Raw genomic sequence first — 19687 nt, 5'->3', positions numbered from 1 at the left:
CTACGCCCTGCCGGCCTTGAGGCGGGTTCTGGCCAGGGCATGTTCACGCCAGATCGTGAATATGCCCGCCGCCACCACGATGATCGCGCCCGCGATCATCGTGGCGCTCAGGCTTTCGCCGAATATCGCAACGCCGATGATGGCGGAAAAGACGAGTTGCAGATAAGTGAGCGGTTGGATCACCACCGCATCCAGCAGATCGTAGGCGCGGATCAGGAAATAGTGGCTCGAGATGCCTGTCAGGCAAAGTATGCCCATGAAAGCCCAGTCCTGCGGCGCCAGCGTCGTCCAGAAAAACGGGCCTATGCAGCTCATCACGATGCCGCCGACGACGCCTGTGTAGAAGAAGCTGGTCTTGGCGCTGTCCTCGCGGCTGACATAGCGGGTGAGGACCACGTAAAGCGAGAAGAGCAGCGCACCGGCAAGCGGCATCAGGAAGCGTGTGTCGAAGAGGCCGCTTTCAGGCTTCAGGATCAGCAGGACACCAACGAAGCCGCCGCAGATTGCCAGCCATCGCCGCCAGCCGACCTTCTCGCCGAGGATGGGTATGGACAGCATGGCGACTATCAACGGCCCGGACGACAGGATCGCTTGCGAACGGGCCAGGCCGACCATGACGAAGGACGAAATGACGACGACGATCTGCGCTGCAAGCAACAGGCCGCGCGCGATTTGCAGCACAGGCCGCCTAGTCCTGACGGCCGTGCGAAGACCACCCGGCGAGCGCGAGGCCAATGCGATGGCAAAGAGCATGAAGGCCCAATAACGGATCATCGCCACCAGAAGCGGCGGATAGGCGCTGACCAGATGTTTCGAGATGCCGTCCTGTATGGCGAATATGCTGATCGCCAACAGCGTGAAGACATAACCGGCTGTGTTGGATTTCATTTCGTTTCGAAGAAGATGTGCGGACCCCGGAGACGCCGGTCGCCCGACGCAGCGCTCACACTAGGCCATTCGCCTTCGCAATCATAGGCTTTGCCTTCGTCTTTTGCCCATGCACTGCCGACAGGATCAGCTCTTCTTGCGATCCGCGACAAAAGCGGTGAACCCTTCGATGAATTTGGTGAGGTTCTGCTTCACCTTGTCGTCGACGATCCCGCCTTCCGCGTCGAAGACGCTGCCGGCGCGCGATACCATCAGCCGGCCGCCGAACCATGGATCGGCGCCGAGCGTGCGCAGCACCGTTAGCCAGGCGTTCTGGCTGAGGATCGTGCCGAAATTGCCGGGAGAGGCGCCGAGAACAGCAATCGGTTTCGCCCCAAAAACAAGAGCAATATCGTTGGAAGGTCGGCTCATCCAGTCGATGGCGTTCTTGAACACGCCCGGGAGCGAGTTGTTATATTCCGGCGTTAACAGGATCAGACCATCCGCCGATATGGCGAGGTCCTTGAGTTCCTGCACCTTATCGGGAATGCCTTCTGCGGCTTCAAGATCGGCATCATAAAGCGGTACGCCATGAATGGTGCGCGCGACGAGCTCGACGCCGCTCGGCGCCAGTTCGACGGCGGCATGAAGCAGGGCAGTGTTGAAGGAGCCTTTGCGCAGGCTGCCTGATATGCCGAGAATCTTCATCGCATCCCCCTGTGTCCGTTTGAGCGAGACATTTATGGTTCGGGGCCGTTCGTCAAGGGGTGGCGGCGATCTTGCCTGGCATCATGCTGCAAGCAGGGACTTCAGCTTGATGCTGCTTGCCTCCAAGGCACCGGGATCGGGATGCGCGCGAGCGGCGATCAGCATTTCTGCGAGACGGATATCGCGCGCGACGGCATTGCCGCGGCCAATGCCGCTCGCGGCAAGAAGCCTGCCGCTTTCGTCGAGATGAAAGAGAATGAATGCGCCGTCGCCAAGATCGCGGCGGATATGCGTGGCCGCTCCGTCGGCGAGCCCGGCGATCTGCAATGTCAGGTCATACTGGTCGGACCAGAACCATGGCACGGCTGAGATTTCCGCGCCTTCTCCCAGCATGTTGGCGGCGGCCAGGTTTGCCTGCTCCTGCGCATTACGCCAGGATTCGAGGCGAACGCGTCGTCCGCCATAGAGCGCCAGCGGGAAGGAGCAGCAATCGCCGGCGGCATAGATATCGGAGGCTGAAGTCTCCAGCCGTTCGTTGATGGCGATACCATTGTCGATCGTCAGCCCGGCTGCCTCGGCAAGCCCAATATTCGGCGAGGCGCCGATGCCGACAAGCAGCAGGTCGGCAGGGATCATTTCACCATTGGCCAGCCCTATGATGACCTTGTCCGTCTCTTCTCGCACGCTCCCGATCGTTTCGCCGCAACGAACATCCACGCCCTCCAGTCGGTGGCGTTCTGTAATCGCCTCGGCGATTTCTTCCGGCACGCCGCGCTTCAGCACGCGGGGCAGACCCTCGATGACAGTAACGTCGGCACCCCGCATGCGCGCTGTTGCCGCCAGCTCGAGCCCAATGAAGCCACCGCCGATAATGGCGATGTGCCGACCCGGGTGGAGAGCGGCATGCAAAGCCACCGCATCCGCGTGGGTCCGCAGCACGCGGATGCGGTCGGAAGTGCCATCAGCGCCAGGTAAGCCGCGCGCGGTGGATCCGGTTGCGAGCAAAAGCTTGTCGTAGCCAAGCATGTGTCCGTCTGCGAGCCTGATTGCTTTTGCGACGGGATCGATCGCTGTCACCGTCATGTCGAGCCTGAGGTGGATCGATTGCTCCTGGTAACGTTCCGATGCCGTGACGAATTTGGGGTCAGGTGCCTGACCCGCCCCGCCTTTCGAAAGCGGCGGGCGTTCATATGGGGCGATGGCCTCGGCACCGATCAGGGTGACGTCGCCGTCAAAGCCTTTTTCTCTGAGCGCGAAGGCTGCGCGAGCACCGCATTCTCCGGCCCCGACGATGACGAAATGAGCCACGATTGCCTCCTCAGAGTCCGATGAAAACTGTGCCGTCCTCGACCTTGACCGGATAGGTCTGCAGGTTGACGCAGACCGGCGCGCCCTTGGCCTCGCCGGTCCTGTAGTCGAAGCGGCCATTGTGCTTGGGACATTCGATGATGTTGTCCATGACCAGACCATCGGCAAGATGGATCTTTTCATGTGTGCACAGGCCGTCGGTGGCAAAGTAGTCGTCCTCGGGGCTGCGATAGACGGCAAAGGTTCGCCCGTCATGGTCGAAGCGGATGACATCCTCTTCGTCGATCGCGTCGGCGGCACAGACTTCGATCCAGTTGTTGCTCATGTTTTCCTCCCTTTGAGTGCCGTTATTATTGGGCTGCTGCCGGTAGTTCACTGTGGAATTCCTCGCGATAAGGCCGTGCCATCGGCGGCAGTTCACGCTTCAGGAAGTAGTCCTCGTTGCGTAGCTGCCGCAGGAAGGCCGGGACCATCTCGCGATAGCCGGACCACATGGATGCGTTGGCGGCCGGCAGATCATGCTTGATCATCGCGTGCAGCTTCGGCAGGGCGTGATACGGCACCATCGGGAACATGTGATGTTCGACATGATAGTTCATGTTCCAATAGATGAAGCGGCTTACCGGGTTCATCATGACGCTGCGGCTGTTCAGCCTGTGGTCGATGACATTGTCGGCAAGGCCGCCATGCTGCAGCAGGCCCGTCAGAACATGATGCCAGGCACCGTAGAGTCTGGGCAGGCCGATCAGCATCAGCGGCAGGATCGAGCCCATGGCAATCGCCGTCGCAATGGTCACGACATAGATGGCGAGCCAGATACGGGCGATGCGGATGGCCTTTGGCTGCTCCATCTCGGGAATGAAGGTCTTTTCCGCGGCGCTGACGACGCCGGCTGAATTGCGCAGCATGTCGACCATGGCGTACCAGGCATCGAGGATGCCGACGAAGTTCAGGACAAGGCGGAAGAGATCAGGCGGCCGCATGACAGCAATCTCCGGATCGCGGCCGACGATGACCGTATCGGTGTGGTGGCGGGCATGGCTCCAGCGCCATGTCACCGGATTGCGCATGATCATGAAGCAAGCGATCTGATAGACCACATCGTTCATCCAGCGGGTCTTGAACGCCGTGCCGTGGCCGCATTCGTGCCAGCGGCTGTCCGAGGCGGAGCCATAAAGCACGCCATAGGCCAGAAAAAACGGGATGCAGATCCATGAACCCCAGAAGGTGATCCCGAGAGTTGCAAACAGCACCATGCTGCCGAGCCAGATGATGGTGTCGCGGATCGCCGGTGCGTCGGAACGCTGCATCAGCGCCTTCATGTCCTTGCGTGGAATATCTGTGTGATACCATTCGGCGGCGGCAAGTCCGGTTTCCACCGCCCTTTTGCCGCTGGTGCCAAGCAGGCTGTAATCCCGTTTGATTATCTCAGTCATCGCCATCTCCCGCGGCACGCAACAGCACGCCGCCCTCATGTCGAAAACGATAGATCGAGTTTTCGCTTGCCTCAATGCGGGAATGATGGAATCTATCAAAATCTATCAGATTCTGATGTCATCGATGATGGCATATCTCAGGAGCACCCATGCGTCGCCCCACCATATCGGATCTCGCCCAGGCATCTGGCGTTAGCGTCGCCACCATTGATCGCGTCCTGAACGGACGTCATCGCGTGAGGGAGGAGACGGCAAGACGGGTTTATGAGGCGGCGCAGGAAATCGGCTATCATGCTGTCGGTCTCCTGCGTCAGCGCGTTTTCGAGGACCTGCCGCAATATCGACTGGCTTTCGTCCTGCAGAAGCCGGTTCAAGCCTTCTACCAGGCTTTCGCCAAGGAGGTCGTCGTGGCGGCGCAGGCGGTCACGGCAGCCCGGATCAACGCTCTTGTGGATTTCGTGCCGGCTTCGACGCCAACGGCTATCGTCGAGAGACTGAAGGCGATGGCTGCGCGCAGCCAGGCGATCGCGCTTGTTGCGCCGGATTATCCAGCCGTCACGGCTGCAATCGAGGAGCTGAAGGAGAAGGGCATTGCGGTCTTTTCCCTGCTGTCCGATTTTTCCACCACCGCGCGGCAGGGCTACATCGGCGTCGACAATCGCAAGGTGGGACGCACCGCGGCCTGGGTTATCGCGCGTTCGGCGCGTCGGCCCGGCAAAGTCGCCTGCTTCGTCGGCAGTCATCGCTTTCTTGGCCACGAGCTGCGCGAAATCGGCTTTCGAAGCTATTTTCGTGAGAACGCACCGGAATTCGAGGTGCTCGATACGCTGATCAATCTCGACACACCGGAGATCACCCATGAAGCGACGCTCGATCTCCTGCAAAAGCATCCTGATCTCATCGGTTTCTATGTCTGCGGTGGCGGCATGGAGGGCGCGATTTCAGCGATCCGTGAAGAGCATCTGGCGGGCAAGCTGATCGCGGTCGTCAACGAACTGACACCAGAATCGAAGGCGGCGCTTGCCGACGATGTCGTTACCATGGCGATCGGCACGCCGCTCCCGGCTCTGTGCAAGGAACTGATGAGCCTGATGATGAAGTCGATCGAAAGCGATGCAACGGTCATCCCCGGACAAAGCGTCTTGCCCTTCGAAATCTTCGTCTCGGAAAACATCTAGCGCGAATGATGGAATTCTATCATTTCTGGGATAATTCTATCAAAAATGATGGTGATGGCCGATGGATTGCGATCATGAATCTCGCTAGTCCTTCGCTGGCTGGCGCAAGGGGTCGAGATATCTTTCCCGGCCATCGGTCTTGAGGAGGAGTGCCCATCATGAGTTCCATTCGTTTCGCGCTTAATCATATGTGCGCGCCGTCGCTTCCCCTGGAGACATTCTTTGCCGCTGCAAAGCAGCTCGGCATCGAGAGCGTCGAGATCCGCAATGATCTGGCCGGAAATGCCATCCTGGACGGCACGCCGGCATCAGCCGTCAAGGAGCTTGCAGCGCGCCATGGGCTTGCCATCATCTCGATCAACGCGCTGCAGCGCTTCAACGAATGGACCGACGAGCGCGCGAACGAGGCGGCCGAGCTGATCGCCTATGCGCGAGATTGCGGTGCCCGCGCCTTGGTGCTTGTTCCGGTCAACGACGGCAGCGGTCGCGAGCCGGACGTGCGCCGTGCCAATATCCGCAAGGCGCTATCGGCGCTGAAGCCGATGCTGGAGGCCGCCGGCATCATCGGCCTTGTCGAGCCGCTCGGCTTCGAAATCTGCTCCCTGCGCCTGAAGAGCGAAGCGGCGGAGGCGATCGAGGAACTCGGCGCAAAGCCGACCTTTTGCCTGGTTCACGATACCTTCCACCATCATCTGGCGGGCGAGACCGCGATCTTCCCTGACTTGACGGGCCTGGTCCATATTTCCGGCGTCAGCGATCCCGACGTATCGGTCGCCGACATGCGCGATCCCCATCGGGTTCTGGTCGATGCCAGCGATCGCCTTGATAATGTCGGGCAGTTGCGAGCACTGCTGTCTGCCGGCTATGCCGGCCCTGCATCCTTCGAGCCCTTTGCCCCGACAGTCCATGCTTTGACGGAGCCGGCCGTGGCGATCAAGGAAAGCATGGACTATGTGACGGGCAAACTCTGAAGGCGCAGTTGTCCGCGGGCAACTGAGCGGCGCTCAGTCGTGCGAGTGCGTGCCCGAGTGATGCGGGCCATGTTCCGATGGAATGAGATGGAGGTTTCCGAAGCGGACGCCGCGCTGGGTGATCACGCTGTCGGCAAAGCTCTGTATCTCATCCGCCTTGCCCTTTAGCACCGAGACCTCAAGACAATCATGTCCGTCGATGTGGACGTGAAGGGTTGAGACCGAAAGATCATGGTGGTCATGCTGCGCCGTCGTCAGCCGGCGCGACAGGTCGCGGGTCTCGTGCTCATAGACATAGGTGAGCGCCGCAAAACAATTGGCTTCGCCATCGATGGCCGGTTGCGCGCGCGTGACGGCATCGCGAACGAGGTCGCGCAGCGTTTCCGAGCGGCTGGCATAGCCGCGCTGTGTACTGATCTTGTCGATCGTCTCCAGAAGATCATCATCGATGGTGATGGTAATGCGCTGCATGTCGTGATCCTCTTTTGCATCTCGGCCTGTCGGAATCGACTAGAGGAAATTTCGGCAGCTTTTGCAACCGGGAGCGCGGCTATTGCCGGCCACGGAAACGGCGCTGATAGGTCGGATCGTAGAGCGAGCTTTCGCGGAAATCGCTGGCACCGAGCGATCGACCGACGAAAATCAGCGCGGTCCGTTCGATCGGTTCCGCCGCCACTTGCGCCTCGATCGTGGCAAGCGTGCCGCGAAGGATCCGCTCGTCCGGCCAGGAGGCCTTGACGACGATCGCAACCGGGCAATCCGCACCATAAAGCGGTGTCAGATCCTCGACGACTTTTGCGAGCGCATGGATCGCCAGATGGATGGCAAGCGTCGCGCCGGTGGCGCCGAATTTCTCCAATGTTTCATTGTTCGGCATCGGTGAGGCGCGACCGGAAACGCGAGTGAGAACGAGGCTCTGCGCAACGGCGGGGATGGTGAGTTCGCGTCCGAGTGCCGAAGCGGCGGCCGCAAAGGCGGGAACGCCGGGGGTCAGCGTATAGTCGATGCCGTGCTGCTCGAGCCTGCGGATCTGTTCGGCGACAGCGCTCCAGACGGAAAGGTCACCGGAATGCAGGCGCGCGATATCCTCGCCCGCAGCTGTAGCCTTCACATACTCCGCTTCGATCTCGTCCAGCGACATCGGGGCCGTGTCGACGATACGTGCGCCGGGCGGGCAATATTGCAGCAATTCCGGCGAAACGATCGAGCCGGCATAGAGGCAGATCGGGCATTTGCCGATCAGGTCGCGGCCGCGCACCGTGATCAGGTCCGCAGCCCCTGGGCCTGCGCCGATGAAATGCACCGTCATTGCTTTACCTCGTCTCTCTTCATGGCTTGATCCAGGACCATTGCGTCACCGGCATGGCCGGCCGCCAGCCGGTCATGCGGCCGACGGGAGCGGCCCGGGTGATATCGATGCGGATCAGGGAGCCGCCACGCCGCGCGTGCTCGATGAGCAGAATGGCTTCCATTTCGGTCGTGACCGCATTGGCGACCAGTCTGCCACCACCTCGCAACTGGCTGATGGCGGCGTCGAGCACACCTGCGTCGCTGCCGCCGCCACCGATGAAAATGGCATCTGGCGTTGGCAGGCCCGCAAGCGCATCCGGTGCCTCTCCCTCGACGATAGTGAGGCCTGGAACGCCGAAGTTGCCGACATTGCGCCGGATACGGGCGGCGCGCTCGCCCGAAGCTTCGATGGCGATGGCGCGCAACGAGGTATCGGCAAGCATCCATTCGATGCCGATGGAGCCCGAGCCTGCACCGATATCCCAAAGCAGCTCGCCACGACGTGGCGCCAGAGCAGACAGCGTCATCGCGCGTATCTCGCGTTTGGTGATCTGGCCGTCATGCTCGAAAAGCTCATCGGCAAGGCCGGCGATGACCGGCAGGATGCGGGCGCTTTCGTCAGCCTTGACCTCAATGCCGCAGATATTGAGGTCGTTGATATCGCCGAGCGCAAAGTCGACCGCTTTTTGCTGCGAAACCTTCTCCTGCTGCCCACCGAGCGCCTCGAGAACCGTTAGCGTCGACTGACCAAAGCCGGTGGTGAGCAGCAAAGCGGCTAGAGCGGCCGGGCCCTCGCCATCGGATGTCAGCGCCAGAATCTTGCGGCCTGGATGCAGATGCGGACGGATGAGATCGATAGGGCGTCCGTGCAGCGAAAGGGTGGTCACGTCCTGCAAGGGCCATCCAAGCCGTGACACCGCGAGACTGAAGGAAGAGGGTGCGGGAATGACCATCATTTCGACGGCGGGGATCTGCCGCGAGAGGGTCGCGCCGACGCCGTAGAAGAAGGGATCACCGGATGCGAGCACAACGGTCGGCTTGCCACGAAGGGTGAGGACCGCATCCACCGATTTCTCGAACGGGCTCAGCCATGGCCGGGCCTCGCCGGTGATCAGCGGCTGCATCAATTCGATATGGCGCACGCCGCCGAAGACCATCGGTGCGGAAGCAATCAACCGTTTGGCCTCGTCACCAAGGCCGGCTGGACCGTCTTCGCCGATGCCGATAAGAGTGAGCCAACGTTGAACTGAAGGTGTCTCAGCCATGGGCAAGGCTCGCATTCTGATCCTGGGCGGCACAACGGAAGCCCGTGCGCTGGCGGCAGCACTTGCCCCCCGCGCCGATCTTGACGTTGTCCTGTCGCTGGCCGGCCGAACCGCCGATCCGGCTCCACAGCCGGTTCCGGTGCGCAGCGGCGGCTTCGGCGGTGTTGAAGGTCTTGCTCGTTATCTCCAGGACGAAGGGATCAATCTGATGATCGATGCAACCCATCCTTTCGCGGCTCGCATCTCCGCCAATGCCGCACAAGCGGCTGTTCAAAGCGATATTCCGGCCTTTGCGCTGCGCCGCTCGGCCTGGATGCCTGTCGAAGGAGATGACTGGCTTTTCGTTCATAGCGTCCCGCAGGCCATCGCCGCGCTCGGTGCGGCGCCGCGGCGAGTGTTCCTGGCAACCGGCCGGCAGGAGGCTCACTATGTTGATGCCGCTCCCCATCATCACTATTGGGTTCGCAGCGTCGATCCGGTAGAGCCGCCGCTGACGGCTCCCGATGTCTGCTATATCCATAGCAGGGGGCCGTTCCGGCTGGAGGATGAGCTGGAGATGCTGCGCGGGCATGGCATCGAGGTGATCGTCGCCAAGAACAGCGGCGGCGATGCCACCTATGCGAAGATCGAGGCTGCGCGGCAGCTTGGCATCAGGGTGATCATGATCGAACGCGCCGAGGCGACCGGCCTGCCGGCGGTCGAAACACTCGAAGCTGCGCTCGATCGGATCGATCATCTCGTCTCTTCCCTGATGAAACGCGGCGTGTAGACCAGATCCGGGCGTCCTTCGCGGGCAATGACGCGCGTCTCGGCCGAGCCGATGATGACGCAAGTCGCCATATCGGCCTGCGACGCCTCAGCATCCGCCAGCCGCGCAATCGTCAGGCGCTCATCCGGGCGCCCGGCGGCGCGGCCGAAGATGACGGGCGTGTCTGCAGGCAAGGTGGTGCGCAGGATTTCGAAGGCTGTGCCGAGCTGCCAGGGCCGCGCCTTGCTGATGGGATTATAGAGCGCAATGACGAGACCGGCCTCGGAGACGGCGCGGAGCCGGCTTTCGATAATGGGCCAGGGCTTCAGATTGTCCGACAGCGAGATCGCGCAGAAATCATGGCCGAGCGGCGCACCAATGCGGGCGGCAACAGCGAGCATGGCGGTAATTCCCGGCACCACGACGAGATCGATGGAGTGCCATTCTTCCGGCCCGTGATCGATCGCTTCACAGACTGCGGCCGCCATGGCAAAGACGCCGGGATCCCCGCCGGAGACGACGCAGACATTGGCTCCCGCACCAGCGCGCTCCAGAGCCGCCTTGGCGCGGTCCAGCTCTTCGCGATTGTCCGAAGCGTGGCGGATCTGATCGGCGCGAAGTGTCAGGCGATCCAGATAGGGGCCATAGCCGAAGAACTCGGTAGCATCCGCGACAGCTGCTAACGCTTCCGGCGTGGTCTGCTCTGGGTTGCCGGGTCCCGTGCCGATGACATAGAGGCGCCCGCTCATGGCCTGCTTTCCCATCCTGGGACCAGCACCAGCGAGAAGTACGGCGCCTCGGCATCGTCGCGGCTTGCTAGCGGCGTCATAGCCCCGTTCGCCATCGTGCCGCGCTCGACATAGATGGCCTCGTTCAGCCGGCCGGCCAGTTCCAGCGCGCGGCGGATCTTCGGCAGGTTGCGGCCCACCTTCATGATCACGGCGGCCTGCGTATCGCCGAGGCGTCGGGTCAGTTCGGTCTCCTTCATCGTTCCCGGCAAAACCGAGAGAACGTCGTCTCCCTGCACCATCGGCAGGCCGGCGAGCGACCAGCAGCCGGACATGGCGGTCACGCCGGGTATGACCTCTGTCGGGAAGCGATCGGCAAGGCGCACATGCAGATGCATGTAGGAGCCATAGAAGAGCGGGTCGCCTTCGCTGAGCACGGCAACCGTCTTGCCCTCGCGCAGATGTGCCGCCACCATCTCGGCGGAGGCATCGTAGAAGGCAGTGATCTGCCTTCCATATTCCGGTGCGTCCTTGTCGATCTCCGTGGTGACAGGATAGTAGAGCGGCAGCAGCGTCACATCTGCCTTCAGAAATTCGCCGACGATCGCCTTTCCGTTGCCGCCTCTGCCCTGCTTGGCGAAGTAGGCGACCACGTCGGCGCGCTCCAAGGCTCTGACAGCCTTGATCGTCAACAGTTCCGGATCGCCCGGACCGGTGCCGACGCCGATCAACTGTCCGCTGGATGACATGCTCATAGGCCCGGCCTCGCCAAAGCGTTGAGGGCGGCGGCCGTCATGGCGCTGCCGCCGAGGCGGCCGCGGACGATAGCGAAGGGAACGCCGTAGGAATTTTCCGCAAGGGCATCCTTGGATTCCGCCGCGCCGACAAAGCCCACGGGCATGCCGATGATGGCGGCAGGCTTCGGAGCGCCGTCCCGCAGCATTTCCAGAAGGTGAAAGAGGGCAGTCGGCGCATTGCCGATGGCGACGACGGAGCCACCAAGGCGTTCGGCCCACAGATGCATGGCGGCAGCCGAGCGCGTGTTGCCGATGGACTTTGCGATGTCGGCGGTGCGCGGATCCTGCAGCGTGCAGATCACCTCGTTGGCGGTCGGCAGGCGAGCGCGGGTAACGCCGCGGGCGACCATTTCCGCATCGCAGAAGATCGGCGCGCCGGCAGAAAGCGCTTTGCGGGCTGACGAGACAAAATTGGGGGAGAAAAGAAAGTGTTCAGCCGCTTCCACCAATCCGCAGGCATGGATCATGCGGACAGCGACATCGGCCTCGGCTTCGGGAAAACGCGACAAGTCTGCTTCGCTGCGGATGATCGCGAAGGAGCGTTCATAGATCGCATCCCCCTCGCGGATATAGTCATAGTCAGGCATTTCTATCCCTGTCGTAAAGCCGTCGCGATTGCGTCCCGGCCGAGCCGTTTAAGACACTGCCCGGCCGATTCGCCAGCAGCTTTGTTGTTTCGCACCAGATCACCGAGTTCGGCCAGTGCTGATTTTAGCTTGTCCCTGCCGATGTAGGTCACCGGCTCGCTCGATGCTGACCCATTTACGACAATACCATAGCCCGTTGTAGCCCCGACGATCGTAAGCATCGCCTGACCCGGATGGGCGCAGCCCTTTTCGCAGCCCGACAGATGCACGTCGAGCGAACCGTCGAACAATTCCGGGGCGATGCCAAGAAGATCGGTCGCGGCATGTCTTGTGGCATAATGAGCGGAAGCACAAGCGCCCGCGCCGGAACAGGGGATGGCATAATTCGCCGAGTCATCAGCGCGGGTTCGAAAGCCACAGTCAGCTGCTGCCTTGCGCAATTGTTCCGCTGCATTTGATGACAGCCCCAGCAACAGCATCGCATGTTCCGGCGCTGTGCGGATCTCATGGACACCAGCCATCTCCGCAACGGCGAGAAAGCGGCGAAGCTGCGCCGCATGGATCTGGCCGAAGGACGGGCGCAGTCCGAGGACGCCGCGCTCTTCATCGAGGGAGATGACGCCGACGGGCGAGACGGATGGGTCTCGCACATCGCGTGTACGGCAGCCGTCGAACTGAAACAGGGCGCGCAGGGCCTCTGTATCGAGGTCGCGGCCACGAGCGCCAGGGCCGATGTTTCCAAGGGTTTGCAGCAGCAAGATCACGGCTGCGATCGCCTGTCCGTCCGGGAGGACCGCCGCAATCGGCTTTGCCGCTGCGGCCGTGCCTGATATTGCGAGGGTCCAAAGAGGCGGGCCATCGGCAGAGATTTCCGCCCGCAGCCGGATATCAGCCGAGAGCCCGTCCAGTGTCAGCCGTCCGCCGCCATCGATGATAACAGTCAGTTTGGCTGCGAGGAGCGGCTTTGGACGAAGCGCCTCAATCGCCTCTCGGAGGCGGGCGGCTAAATCACGGGCGTTGGCGATCTCGATCGGGTCCAATCCGCTAAGCGGCGGCACCTCTATGGCAACACCACTTTCCGGAACGATATCGGCGCGGTCGATATCGGCAGCCAGCCCTTCCATGCTCTGCGGGGTCATGCCGCGTAGCTGGAGATTGCCGCGCGCGGTGATCTCGATCAATCCGTTGCCGTGCGCTTCCGCGGCATTGGCCAGTGCGCGAAATTGCGTAACGGTCAATCCCGGCGTTGCCGGGCGAAGCCGCACGAGCAAGCCATCGCCCGTTTGCATCGGCGCGCTTAGAGATGGGCAGGCGCCACGGACCATGGAGGGCCGGGGCGATGCAGCGGCACGCGGTTCGGCGTTCTCTTGCGAGACGCACGCTTGCCCTTCCATCCTCTGCCCTTTGGTCGCAACCATGAGACTGTCCTTCATAAAGGACATTTCCTTGCACAAAGGCGATCGGCGAGCAAATGAATTGGCCTCTTGTCGCTCATTCCCGATCGTCGAAATCGTGTCCCTTGCGCATGAGATAGATGTCCATGATCCATCCGTGTCTGGCGCGCGCCTGCTTGCGTGTCGAAAGGATGCGCTCGGAAACATCCACCAGCCTGCCGGCGATGATGATCTCGTCTTTCGTTCCGAGATAGGCTCCCCAATAGATATAGGCATCGGGGTCGTCGATCTTGCTGAAGGCCTGCTCGCCATCGAGCATGACGACGGCGGTTTCGGCTACGTCCGGAAAGCTCTCGGCCAGCCGCCGGCCCGTGGTGATCTGCACCGGCTTGCCGACAAGGTTGAGCGGAATGCGGTGGCTTGCCGTCAGCGCCTGGATACTGGTGATGCCGGGAATGACGGTGTAATCGACCGCAACGTTTCCACGCCCGCTGACGCGGTCGATGATGCGCAGCGTGCTGTCGTAGAGGCCAGGATCGCCCCAGACGAGGAAGGCAGCGCTTTCGCTGTCCGTCAGATGCTGCAGAAACAGCCGTTCATACGTCGCCGAAATTGCCTCGTGCCACTCATCGACACTTTCAACATAGCTGCGCTCGGCCGTCTGGCGTGAGGGCACGTCGTAGTCAACGAAGCGCGTGGCTTGATTGGTGACATAGCGATGGCAGATCTCCCGGCGAACGTCGGCAAGTTCCGTTTTGGCGGCCCCTTTGCTGGGGATGAGGATGACATCGGCGGCATTCAGTGCATTGATCGCCTGCACGGTCAGATGTTCGGGATTTCCCGTGCCGATACCGACGATGTGAATATGCCGCATATGTTTTTCCTCGCTCGAGCGCTGTTTGCCGGAAGCGCCTGATCATTTCAAGAGGAAGCCTTCAGGTCGACTGTCGGTCGAAGGTCCATCGGTTGACCATGTAGGCCCTCGGCGGCGTGCCGAGCACGCGCCGGAACATGGTGGTAAAGGCGGCCACGCTTTCGTAGCCAGCTTCAAGCGCCACGTTGGTAACGGGCTGGCCCTCGGCCAGTCGCGGCAGGCAGGCAAAGACGCTTGCCTGCTGGCGCCAGGTCGTGAAGCTGATACCGGTTTCCTTGCGGAACTGCCGCGTGAACGTCCGCCGACTCATGGCAAGCTTCTCGGCCCAGTCGTCCAGTCTAGCGTTTGGCGATGGATTGGCGAGATAGTCGCGGCAGAGCGCGGTCAGCCGTCGATCGGAGGGGAAGGGGAGGCCGAGCGGCCGTTCGGGCAGCGTCGCGATTTCCTCGACGAGCAGCGACAGGACCAGCTTGGCCTTTCGATGGCTGGCCGGCGCTTCCCCCAGGCGAATGGCCTCCAGCAGCAGGCTGCGGGCGAGATCCGTGACTTCGACGACACGCGGTGCCTCCTCCTTCGCGGGCTGGCCGCGCGGCGTCACATAGACGGATTTCATGCTGACATCGCTCAGGATCTCGATCGAATGTTCAAGGCCGACTGGAATGAACAGTGCATGGCCGGGCGGCACCATCCAGCGGCCCCGCGCCGTCATGATCAGGGCAACACCGGCGAAGATGCAGAGCAATTGCGTGCGGCGATGATGGTGCCACGGAACAGTGTAGCCCTGTGGTGGCTCGGCGCTGTGAACGAGCACATCCGCAGGTGATTCCTCCATCCAGCGCATGTTCTGCACATGGTCTTTGTCGAGGGTCGCCAGCAACTGCTTCGATAGCTTTTCCATATTGGCCCAATCGCGAAACTATTGGACCAAAACACGAAAGAAGGACAACGGCAAGCCGTGTAAAAGGCGGATCAAACACTATGGTCGGCGGACGTCGCCGACGCTGGAAGGAAATCCCAATGGTTGCGGCGTTTTCGGGTACGCAAACCCGATTCGAGAAGACAACGATCTCGATCGTGGTGGCGGTCAGCACCTGCCACTTGCTGAACGACATCATGCAATCGCTGCTGACGTCGCTCTATCCGATGTTCAGAGAGAATTACTCACTCGATTTCGTCCAGATCGGCCTGCTGACGATGATGTTCCAGATCACCGCGTCGCTGCTGCAGCCGGTGGTCGGCATCGTGACGGACAAGTGGCCGATGCCCTATTCGCTGCCAGTGGGCATGGTCAGCACATTCTTTGGCCTCGTGTTACTGGGCTATGCCGGGAGCTTCGGAATGTTGCTGGTCGCCGCCAGCCTGATCGGCTTCGGCTCGGCCGTCTTTCATCCCGAAGCCTCGCGTGTGGCGCGTCTGGCCTCCGGCGGCCGTCATGGTCTGGCGCAATCACTGTTCCAGCTCGGCGGCAATGCCGGCTCGGCCATCGGCCCGCTGATTGCGGCCTTCTTCGTTCTTCAGCATGGCCAGACGAGCGTCGCCTGGCTTTCGGTGCTGGCCGTTATCGGCTTCATCGTTCTGAGCTGGGTCGGCAACTGGTTTGTCAACCATCGCCGCCAGCAATCGGCGCGCCCTGCGCCGAGCCGCACCTTGCCGATCGCCCGTAACAAGGCGATGTGGGCGCTTGCAATCCTCATCCTGCTGACGGCGACGAAGAACGTCTACATGGCGAGCATATCGAGCTACTTCACCTTCTACGTCATCGAGAAGTTCCACCTTGATGTCCGCGACGCCCAGCTGATGCTGTTCCTCTTCCTCGGCTCCGTGGCCGTCGGAACGATCATGGGCGGCCCCGTGGGTGACCGTCTCGGCGCGCGTTTCGTCATCTGGTTCTCGATCCTCGGCGTCATCCCCTTTGCGCTGTTGATGCCCTATGCGGATCTGTTCTGGACCTGCGTCCTCACCGTCGTGATCGGGCTCATCTTCGCTTCGGCTTTCCCGGCGATCGTGGTCTTCGCGCAGGAACTGATCCCCGGCCGCGTGGGGCTGATCGGCGGCATTTTCTTCGGCTTCGCCTTCGGTGCTGGCGGCCTCGGCGCAGCGGCCCTCGGGGATTTTGCCGACACACATGGCATTTCCTTCGTCTATACGATCTGCTCCTATCTGCCGTTGCTAGGCCTGTTCACGATTTTCCTGCCGCGCATACCTCGGCACTAATCCAGGCCGGCAGAGCTGATGGTTCTGCCGGCTTCCTTGTTTATTCAGGATAAAATTCTCTGCCCGCCGGTAATTTCTCCGATCGGCACTGGCTATCTGATATGTCTTCATCCTAAATTGCGCATGCGTCGCGGGTGGGAGGCCATTGAGTGCACGTGGACATAAAGTCTGCGCCGAGTATGCGCCTGCCGCTCTGGTTTCCTTCCGACCGCGACACATATGCCCGTGATAGCTCATCCCGATTTGCGTTGACATCGAACCCGGTAGGACAGCCATGTTTCTCAGCCTCGCCCAGCGTTTGGATCGCCTGAAGGTACGTACCGCAGAGCTTGATCATTGGCGGGAACGCAGCACGTTAGCCATTGAAGGCTGGACGTTCGACTGCGAGGAGATTGCCATCGGCCAGGTCTGGCCGCATCGCAATGGCGTCGTGCATTTTGCCGCGCAAGCCAGCGTACCGGCCGATTGGCCTCTTGAGGAGACACGTCTGCAGCTCGATCTCGGCGGGGAGAGCCTGATAACGCTCGACTTTGGAGAGGGGCAGCGGGAGAGCTTTGGTCTCGATCCCTATCATCAGGAATTTCCGTTGAAGGGTCGCAATCTGGCGATCAGCACCGACAGCGTTGCCCGCTTTCCCTTCGGTGAGCCGAACCGACAGCCGAAACTGAACCGTGCCCGCCTCGCCTGGCTGGATCTGCCGGTCCATCGGCTGCATCTCCTGCTGCGGCAGATTGCGGAAGCAATCGGTGCGCTCGGTGAGCACGAGGTGGTGCCGCATATGCTGGATGCCGCAGAGGTGGCGCTGCGCAGCCTCGATTGGCCGTCCGCCACCGAGCCCTATATCGTGCGCACGGCCGCTGCCGAGGGTCAGCGGAAGATCTGGGAATTGCCGGAACTCATCGAGAGCCCTCAAGCCCTCTCCGACCGCGAACGCCGAAGCGTGGCAGAGGCTTATCAGCAATTGCTGGCCCGCTTGAGCACACTCCAAGAGCGCTACCCTCAAAACGGTGAGTTGCTGCTGACCGGCCATGCCCATATCGATCTTGCCTGGCTTTGGCCTTACGACGAGACGCGTCGGAAGATGCGCCGCACGTTTCATACCGCTCTGTCATTGATGGAGCGTTCTCCGGATTTCCGCTTCAACCAGTCGACGGCGCATTACTATGCCCAGATCGAAGCCGACGATCCCGAGCTGTTTGCCCGGATCAAGGAGAAGGTTGCGGCGGGCTCCTGGGAAGTGATCGGCGGCATGTGGGTCGAGCCGGATACGAACATGCCGACAGGCGAAAGCCTGGTTCGGCAGATCCTCTACGGCCAGCGTTATTTCGAGAAGACATTCGGCGCGCGCCATACCATCTGCTGGTTGCCGGATTGCTTCGGCTTCTCCGGTGCTCTGCCGCAATTGTTGCGCCAGGGCGGCATCGAGAGCTTCTTCACCATCAAGGTCAATTGGAGCGAAACCAACAAGTTTCCCTATGACTTTTTCTGGTGGGAGGGGCTGGATGGCAGCCGTGTCCTCGCGCATGTCTTCGACAATCCGATGGAAGGCTATAATGGCTTCGTCCGGCCGGATTGCTTCCTGCCGACCTGGAAGAATTTTCGCGGCAAGACGCTGCACGATACCTCGCTCCTGGCTGTCGGCTATGGCGACGGTGGCGGTGGTGTCACACCGGAAATGGTGGAGCGGGAGGAGCAATTGCGCGCATTCCCGGCAATCCCCAAAGCGCGATGGGGCAAGGTGGCGGATTTCTTCACCAGCGCCCATGTGACCGCTGGCGAAAAGCGGCTGCCGACCTGGTCCGGCGAGATCTATCTGGAACTGCACCGCGCGACGCTCACGAGCCAGAGCGGGGTGAAACGGCTGCATCGCAGGGCGGAACGTGCCCTTATCACGGCCGAGACCGTGTCGTCCATCGCGCATATGGCCGGAGCAGCATCACCGGCCAGTCTCGAGGCCAACTGGCGCGTGACGTTGAAGAACGAGTTCCACGACATACTGCCGGGATCGAGCATCCGCGAGGTCTATCAGGATGCGGAGCGGGAGCTTTCCGGGGTCATAGACCATGCCAAGGAAGTTCAGCGGCAGGCTATGGAAGCGATTGTTTCGGTCTTGCCGAAGGGCGACGTCGCGGATGCCGTCGTTGTCGTCAATCCCTCGCTCGACGCTCGGCCGTTCAATGCCGTGCTCGCCGATGGCTCGATCGTGTCGACCGGCGATAGCATAGAGCCTCTGTCGATCCGCGTATTCGACCGCGCAGCTTTGAAGCCGGCGGTGGGATTAAAGGCTTCAGCGGATCAGCTGGAGAACGAGCATCTTGTCGTTGTCATCGGGGCCGATGGAGCCGTCCAGAGCCTCATCCACAAGGCGAGCGGGCGTGAGGCGCTGGCAGAACCGGCCAACCAACTCTGGGTCTATCCAGTCGACAAGCCGCGTAATTGGGACGCCTGGGATATCGATGCCGACTATGCCGAGGCCGGCGTTCGGCTCGATAAGCCCGAGAGCATCGAGCTGGTTGAAGAAGGGCCTCACAGAGCTTCCATCAAGGTAGTTCATCGCTATCGCGATTCCAGCATCGTGCAGCACTATGCATTGACCGCCAATTCGCGAAGGCTCGACATCGAGACCAGCATCGACTGGCACGATCGTCGCACGCTACTGCGTTCGTTGAGCCCGGTGGCGATCCGCTCGCGAACGGCGACATTCGAATGCGCCTATGGTGTCGTCAGCCGCCCGACACACACCAATACCAGCTGGGATGCGGCGATGTTCGAGGCGGTTGCTCATCGCTTTGTCGATCTGAGTGAGCCGGATTTCGGCGTCGCCTTGCTCAATGATGCCAAATACGGCCATAGCGTCCGCGATAATGTGCTCGGCATCAGCCTGGTGCGCGGGCCGATCTATCCCGATCCGCTGGCGGATGAAGGCGAGCAGAGCTTTACCTATGCGCTCATGCCGCATGCCGGCGAATGGCACAGCGGCGGCGTGCGCGAGGAAGCGGAGGACCTGAACCAGCCCTTGATCGTTGCCCCGGCTGCGAACCTGGCCGAGACGTCGTTCACCGCACTTGATGTGGCGGGAGTGCCTGTCGCGCTTTCGGCCATCAAGCCGGCGGAAGACGGCGACGGGCTGATCCTTCGCCTCTATGAGCCGGCCGGCCGTCGGGGCAGCTTGTCTGTTCAAGCGGCGAACGGCTGGCGGGTTGGCGATGCCGTCACGCTGATGGAAGAGCCGCAGGTCCGTGATGCCGGCTCCGACATCCTGCCCTTCGAGGTCAGGAGCTGGAGGCTGATCAGGCGATAATAGCTGCGTCGCGAGGCAGGC

The 19687-nt window shown here is 61.5% G+C and carries 19 protein-coding genes; 5 read left to right on the top strand and 14 right to left on the bottom strand.

Translation table 11 applies throughout. From position 1 onward, the window contains the following. The 5 genes from ACQZ6F_RS04980 to ACQZ6F_RS04960 all read right to left on the bottom strand — a co-directional run bounded on the left by ACQZ6F_RS04980 (position 1) and on the right by ACQZ6F_RS04960 (position 4319). Positions 1-888, bottom strand: coding sequence for a DMT family transporter (locus tag ACQZ6F_RS04980; RefSeq protein ID WP_449092891.1), 888 nt, complete (start codon positions 886-888; stop codon positions 1-3). A 126-nt stretch (positions 889-1014) separates the two neighbouring features. Further along, positions 1015-1575 carry an NADPH-dependent FMN reductase gene (locus tag ACQZ6F_RS04975; protein ID WP_449092890.1) on the bottom strand — a complete coding sequence of 187 codons (561 nt, stop codon included), beginning with the start codon at positions 1573-1575 and terminating at the stop codon, positions 1015-1017. Between the two features lie 81 nt (positions 1576-1656). After that, positions 1657-2883, bottom strand: a complete 1227-nt coding sequence (locus ACQZ6F_RS04970; RefSeq protein WP_449092889.1) for an NAD(P)/FAD-dependent oxidoreductase — start codon at positions 2881-2883, stop codon at positions 1657-1659. 10 nt (positions 2884-2893) lie between these two features. Next, a complete protein-coding gene (locus ACQZ6F_RS04965; protein ID WP_449092888.1) occupies positions 2894-3208 on the bottom strand; it encodes a MocE family 2Fe-2S type ferredoxin in 315 nt (104 codons plus the stop codon). Between the two features lie 25 nt (positions 3209-3233). Continuing rightward, the gene (locus ACQZ6F_RS04960; protein WP_449092887.1) at positions 3234-4319 is read right to left on the bottom strand and encodes a fatty acid desaturase family protein; all 1086 of its coding nucleotides are present in this window, start codon (positions 4317-4319) and stop codon (positions 3234-3236) included. A gap of 149 nt (positions 4320-4468) precedes the next feature. Between ACQZ6F_RS04960 and ACQZ6F_RS04955 the strand changes: the two genes are divergently transcribed. Both ACQZ6F_RS04955 and ACQZ6F_RS04950 read left to right on the top strand, forming a co-directional pair. Next, entirely contained in the window at positions 4469-5497 is a 1029-nt protein-coding gene (locus ACQZ6F_RS04955; protein WP_449092886.1) for a LacI family DNA-binding transcriptional regulator, read from the top strand. Positions 5498-5655: 158 nt separating this feature from the next. Continuing rightward, entirely contained in the window at positions 5656-6468 is an 813-nt protein-coding gene (locus ACQZ6F_RS04950; RefSeq protein WP_449092885.1) for a TIM barrel protein, read from the top strand. Positions 6469-6501: 33 nt separating this feature from the next. Here the strand turns inward: ACQZ6F_RS04950 and nikR are convergent, their stop codons facing one another. The 3 genes from nikR to cbiE all read right to left on the bottom strand — a co-directional run bounded on the left by nikR (position 6502) and on the right by cbiE (position 9038). Next, entirely contained in the window at positions 6502-6939 is a 438-nt protein-coding gene (gene nikR / locus ACQZ6F_RS04945) for a nickel-responsive transcriptional regulator NikR (RefSeq protein ID WP_449092884.1), read from the bottom strand. 79 nt (positions 6940-7018) lie between these two features. After that, a complete protein-coding gene (gene cobM, locus ACQZ6F_RS04940) occupies positions 7019-7777 on the bottom strand; it encodes a precorrin-4 C(11)-methyltransferase (protein WP_449092883.1) in 759 nt (252 codons plus the stop codon). 19 nt (positions 7778-7796) lie between these two features. After that, the gene (gene cbiE, locus ACQZ6F_RS04935) at positions 7797-9038 is read right to left on the bottom strand and encodes a precorrin-6y C5,15-methyltransferase (decarboxylating) subunit CbiE (RefSeq protein WP_449092882.1); all 1242 of its coding nucleotides are present in this window, start codon (positions 9036-9038) and stop codon (positions 7797-7799) included. Between cbiE and ACQZ6F_RS04930 the strand changes: the two genes are divergently transcribed. Then, positions 9022-9792 carry a cobalt-precorrin-6A reductase gene (locus ACQZ6F_RS04930; RefSeq protein ID WP_449092881.1) on the top strand — a complete coding sequence of 257 codons (771 nt, stop codon included), beginning with the start codon at positions 9022-9024 and terminating at the stop codon, positions 9790-9792. The two genes, cbiE and ACQZ6F_RS04930, sit on opposite strands and share 17 nt — an antisense overlap. On the opposite strand, the gene ACQZ6F_RS04925 is transcribed toward ACQZ6F_RS04930, so the two are convergent. The 6 genes from ACQZ6F_RS04925 to ACQZ6F_RS04900 form a co-directional block, all read right to left on the bottom strand. After that, positions 9756-10520: a precorrin-3B C(17)-methyltransferase gene (locus tag ACQZ6F_RS04925; RefSeq protein WP_449092880.1), complete on the bottom strand. Its 765-nt coding sequence runs from the start codon at positions 10518-10520 to the stop codon at positions 9756-9758. The genes ACQZ6F_RS04930 and ACQZ6F_RS04925 overlap by 37 nt on opposite strands. Further along, positions 10517-11248, bottom strand: coding sequence for a precorrin-2 C(20)-methyltransferase (locus ACQZ6F_RS04920; protein WP_449093135.1), 732 nt, complete (start codon positions 11246-11248; stop codon positions 10517-10519). The genes ACQZ6F_RS04925 and ACQZ6F_RS04920 overlap by 4 nt, the downstream gene beginning before the upstream one ends. A 2-nt stretch (positions 11249-11250) precedes the next feature. Then, positions 11251-11883, bottom strand: coding sequence for a precorrin-8X methylmutase (locus ACQZ6F_RS04915; RefSeq protein ID WP_449092879.1), 633 nt, complete (start codon positions 11881-11883; stop codon positions 11251-11253). 2 nt (positions 11884-11885) lie between these two features. Further along, positions 11886-13316: a precorrin-3B synthase gene (gene cobG / locus ACQZ6F_RS04910; protein ID WP_449092878.1), complete on the bottom strand. Its 1431-nt coding sequence runs from the start codon at positions 13314-13316 to the stop codon at positions 11886-11888. Positions 13317-13374: 58 nt separating this feature from the next. Next, entirely contained in the window at positions 13375-14151 is a 777-nt protein-coding gene (gene cobF / locus ACQZ6F_RS04905) for a precorrin-6A synthase (deacetylating) (RefSeq protein WP_449092877.1), read from the bottom strand. A gap of 61 nt (positions 14152-14212) precedes the next feature. After that, positions 14213-15049 carry an AraC family transcriptional regulator gene (locus ACQZ6F_RS04900; RefSeq protein WP_174073828.1) on the bottom strand — a complete coding sequence of 279 codons (837 nt, stop codon included), beginning with the start codon at positions 15047-15049 and terminating at the stop codon, positions 14213-14215. A gap of 119 nt (positions 15050-15168) precedes the next feature. Here ACQZ6F_RS04900 and ACQZ6F_RS04895 point away from each other — a divergent pair, with 119 nt between their 5' ends. Next, positions 15169-16365, top strand: a complete 1197-nt coding sequence (locus tag ACQZ6F_RS04895) for an MFS transporter (protein ID WP_449092876.1) — start codon at positions 15169-15171, stop codon at positions 16363-16365. A 274-nt stretch (positions 16366-16639) separates the two neighbouring features. Then, positions 16640-19666 carry an alpha-mannosidase gene (locus ACQZ6F_RS04890; protein ID WP_449092875.1) on the top strand — a complete coding sequence of 1009 codons (3027 nt, stop codon included), beginning with the start codon at positions 16640-16642 and terminating at the stop codon, positions 19664-19666. Positions 19667-19687: the final 21 nt, after the last annotated feature.

It is taken from the genome of Rhizobium sp. A22-96 (assembly GCF_053521805.1).
Note: the sequence above shows the minus strand (reverse complement) of the source record. Positions and strands in the feature narration are given on the sequence as shown.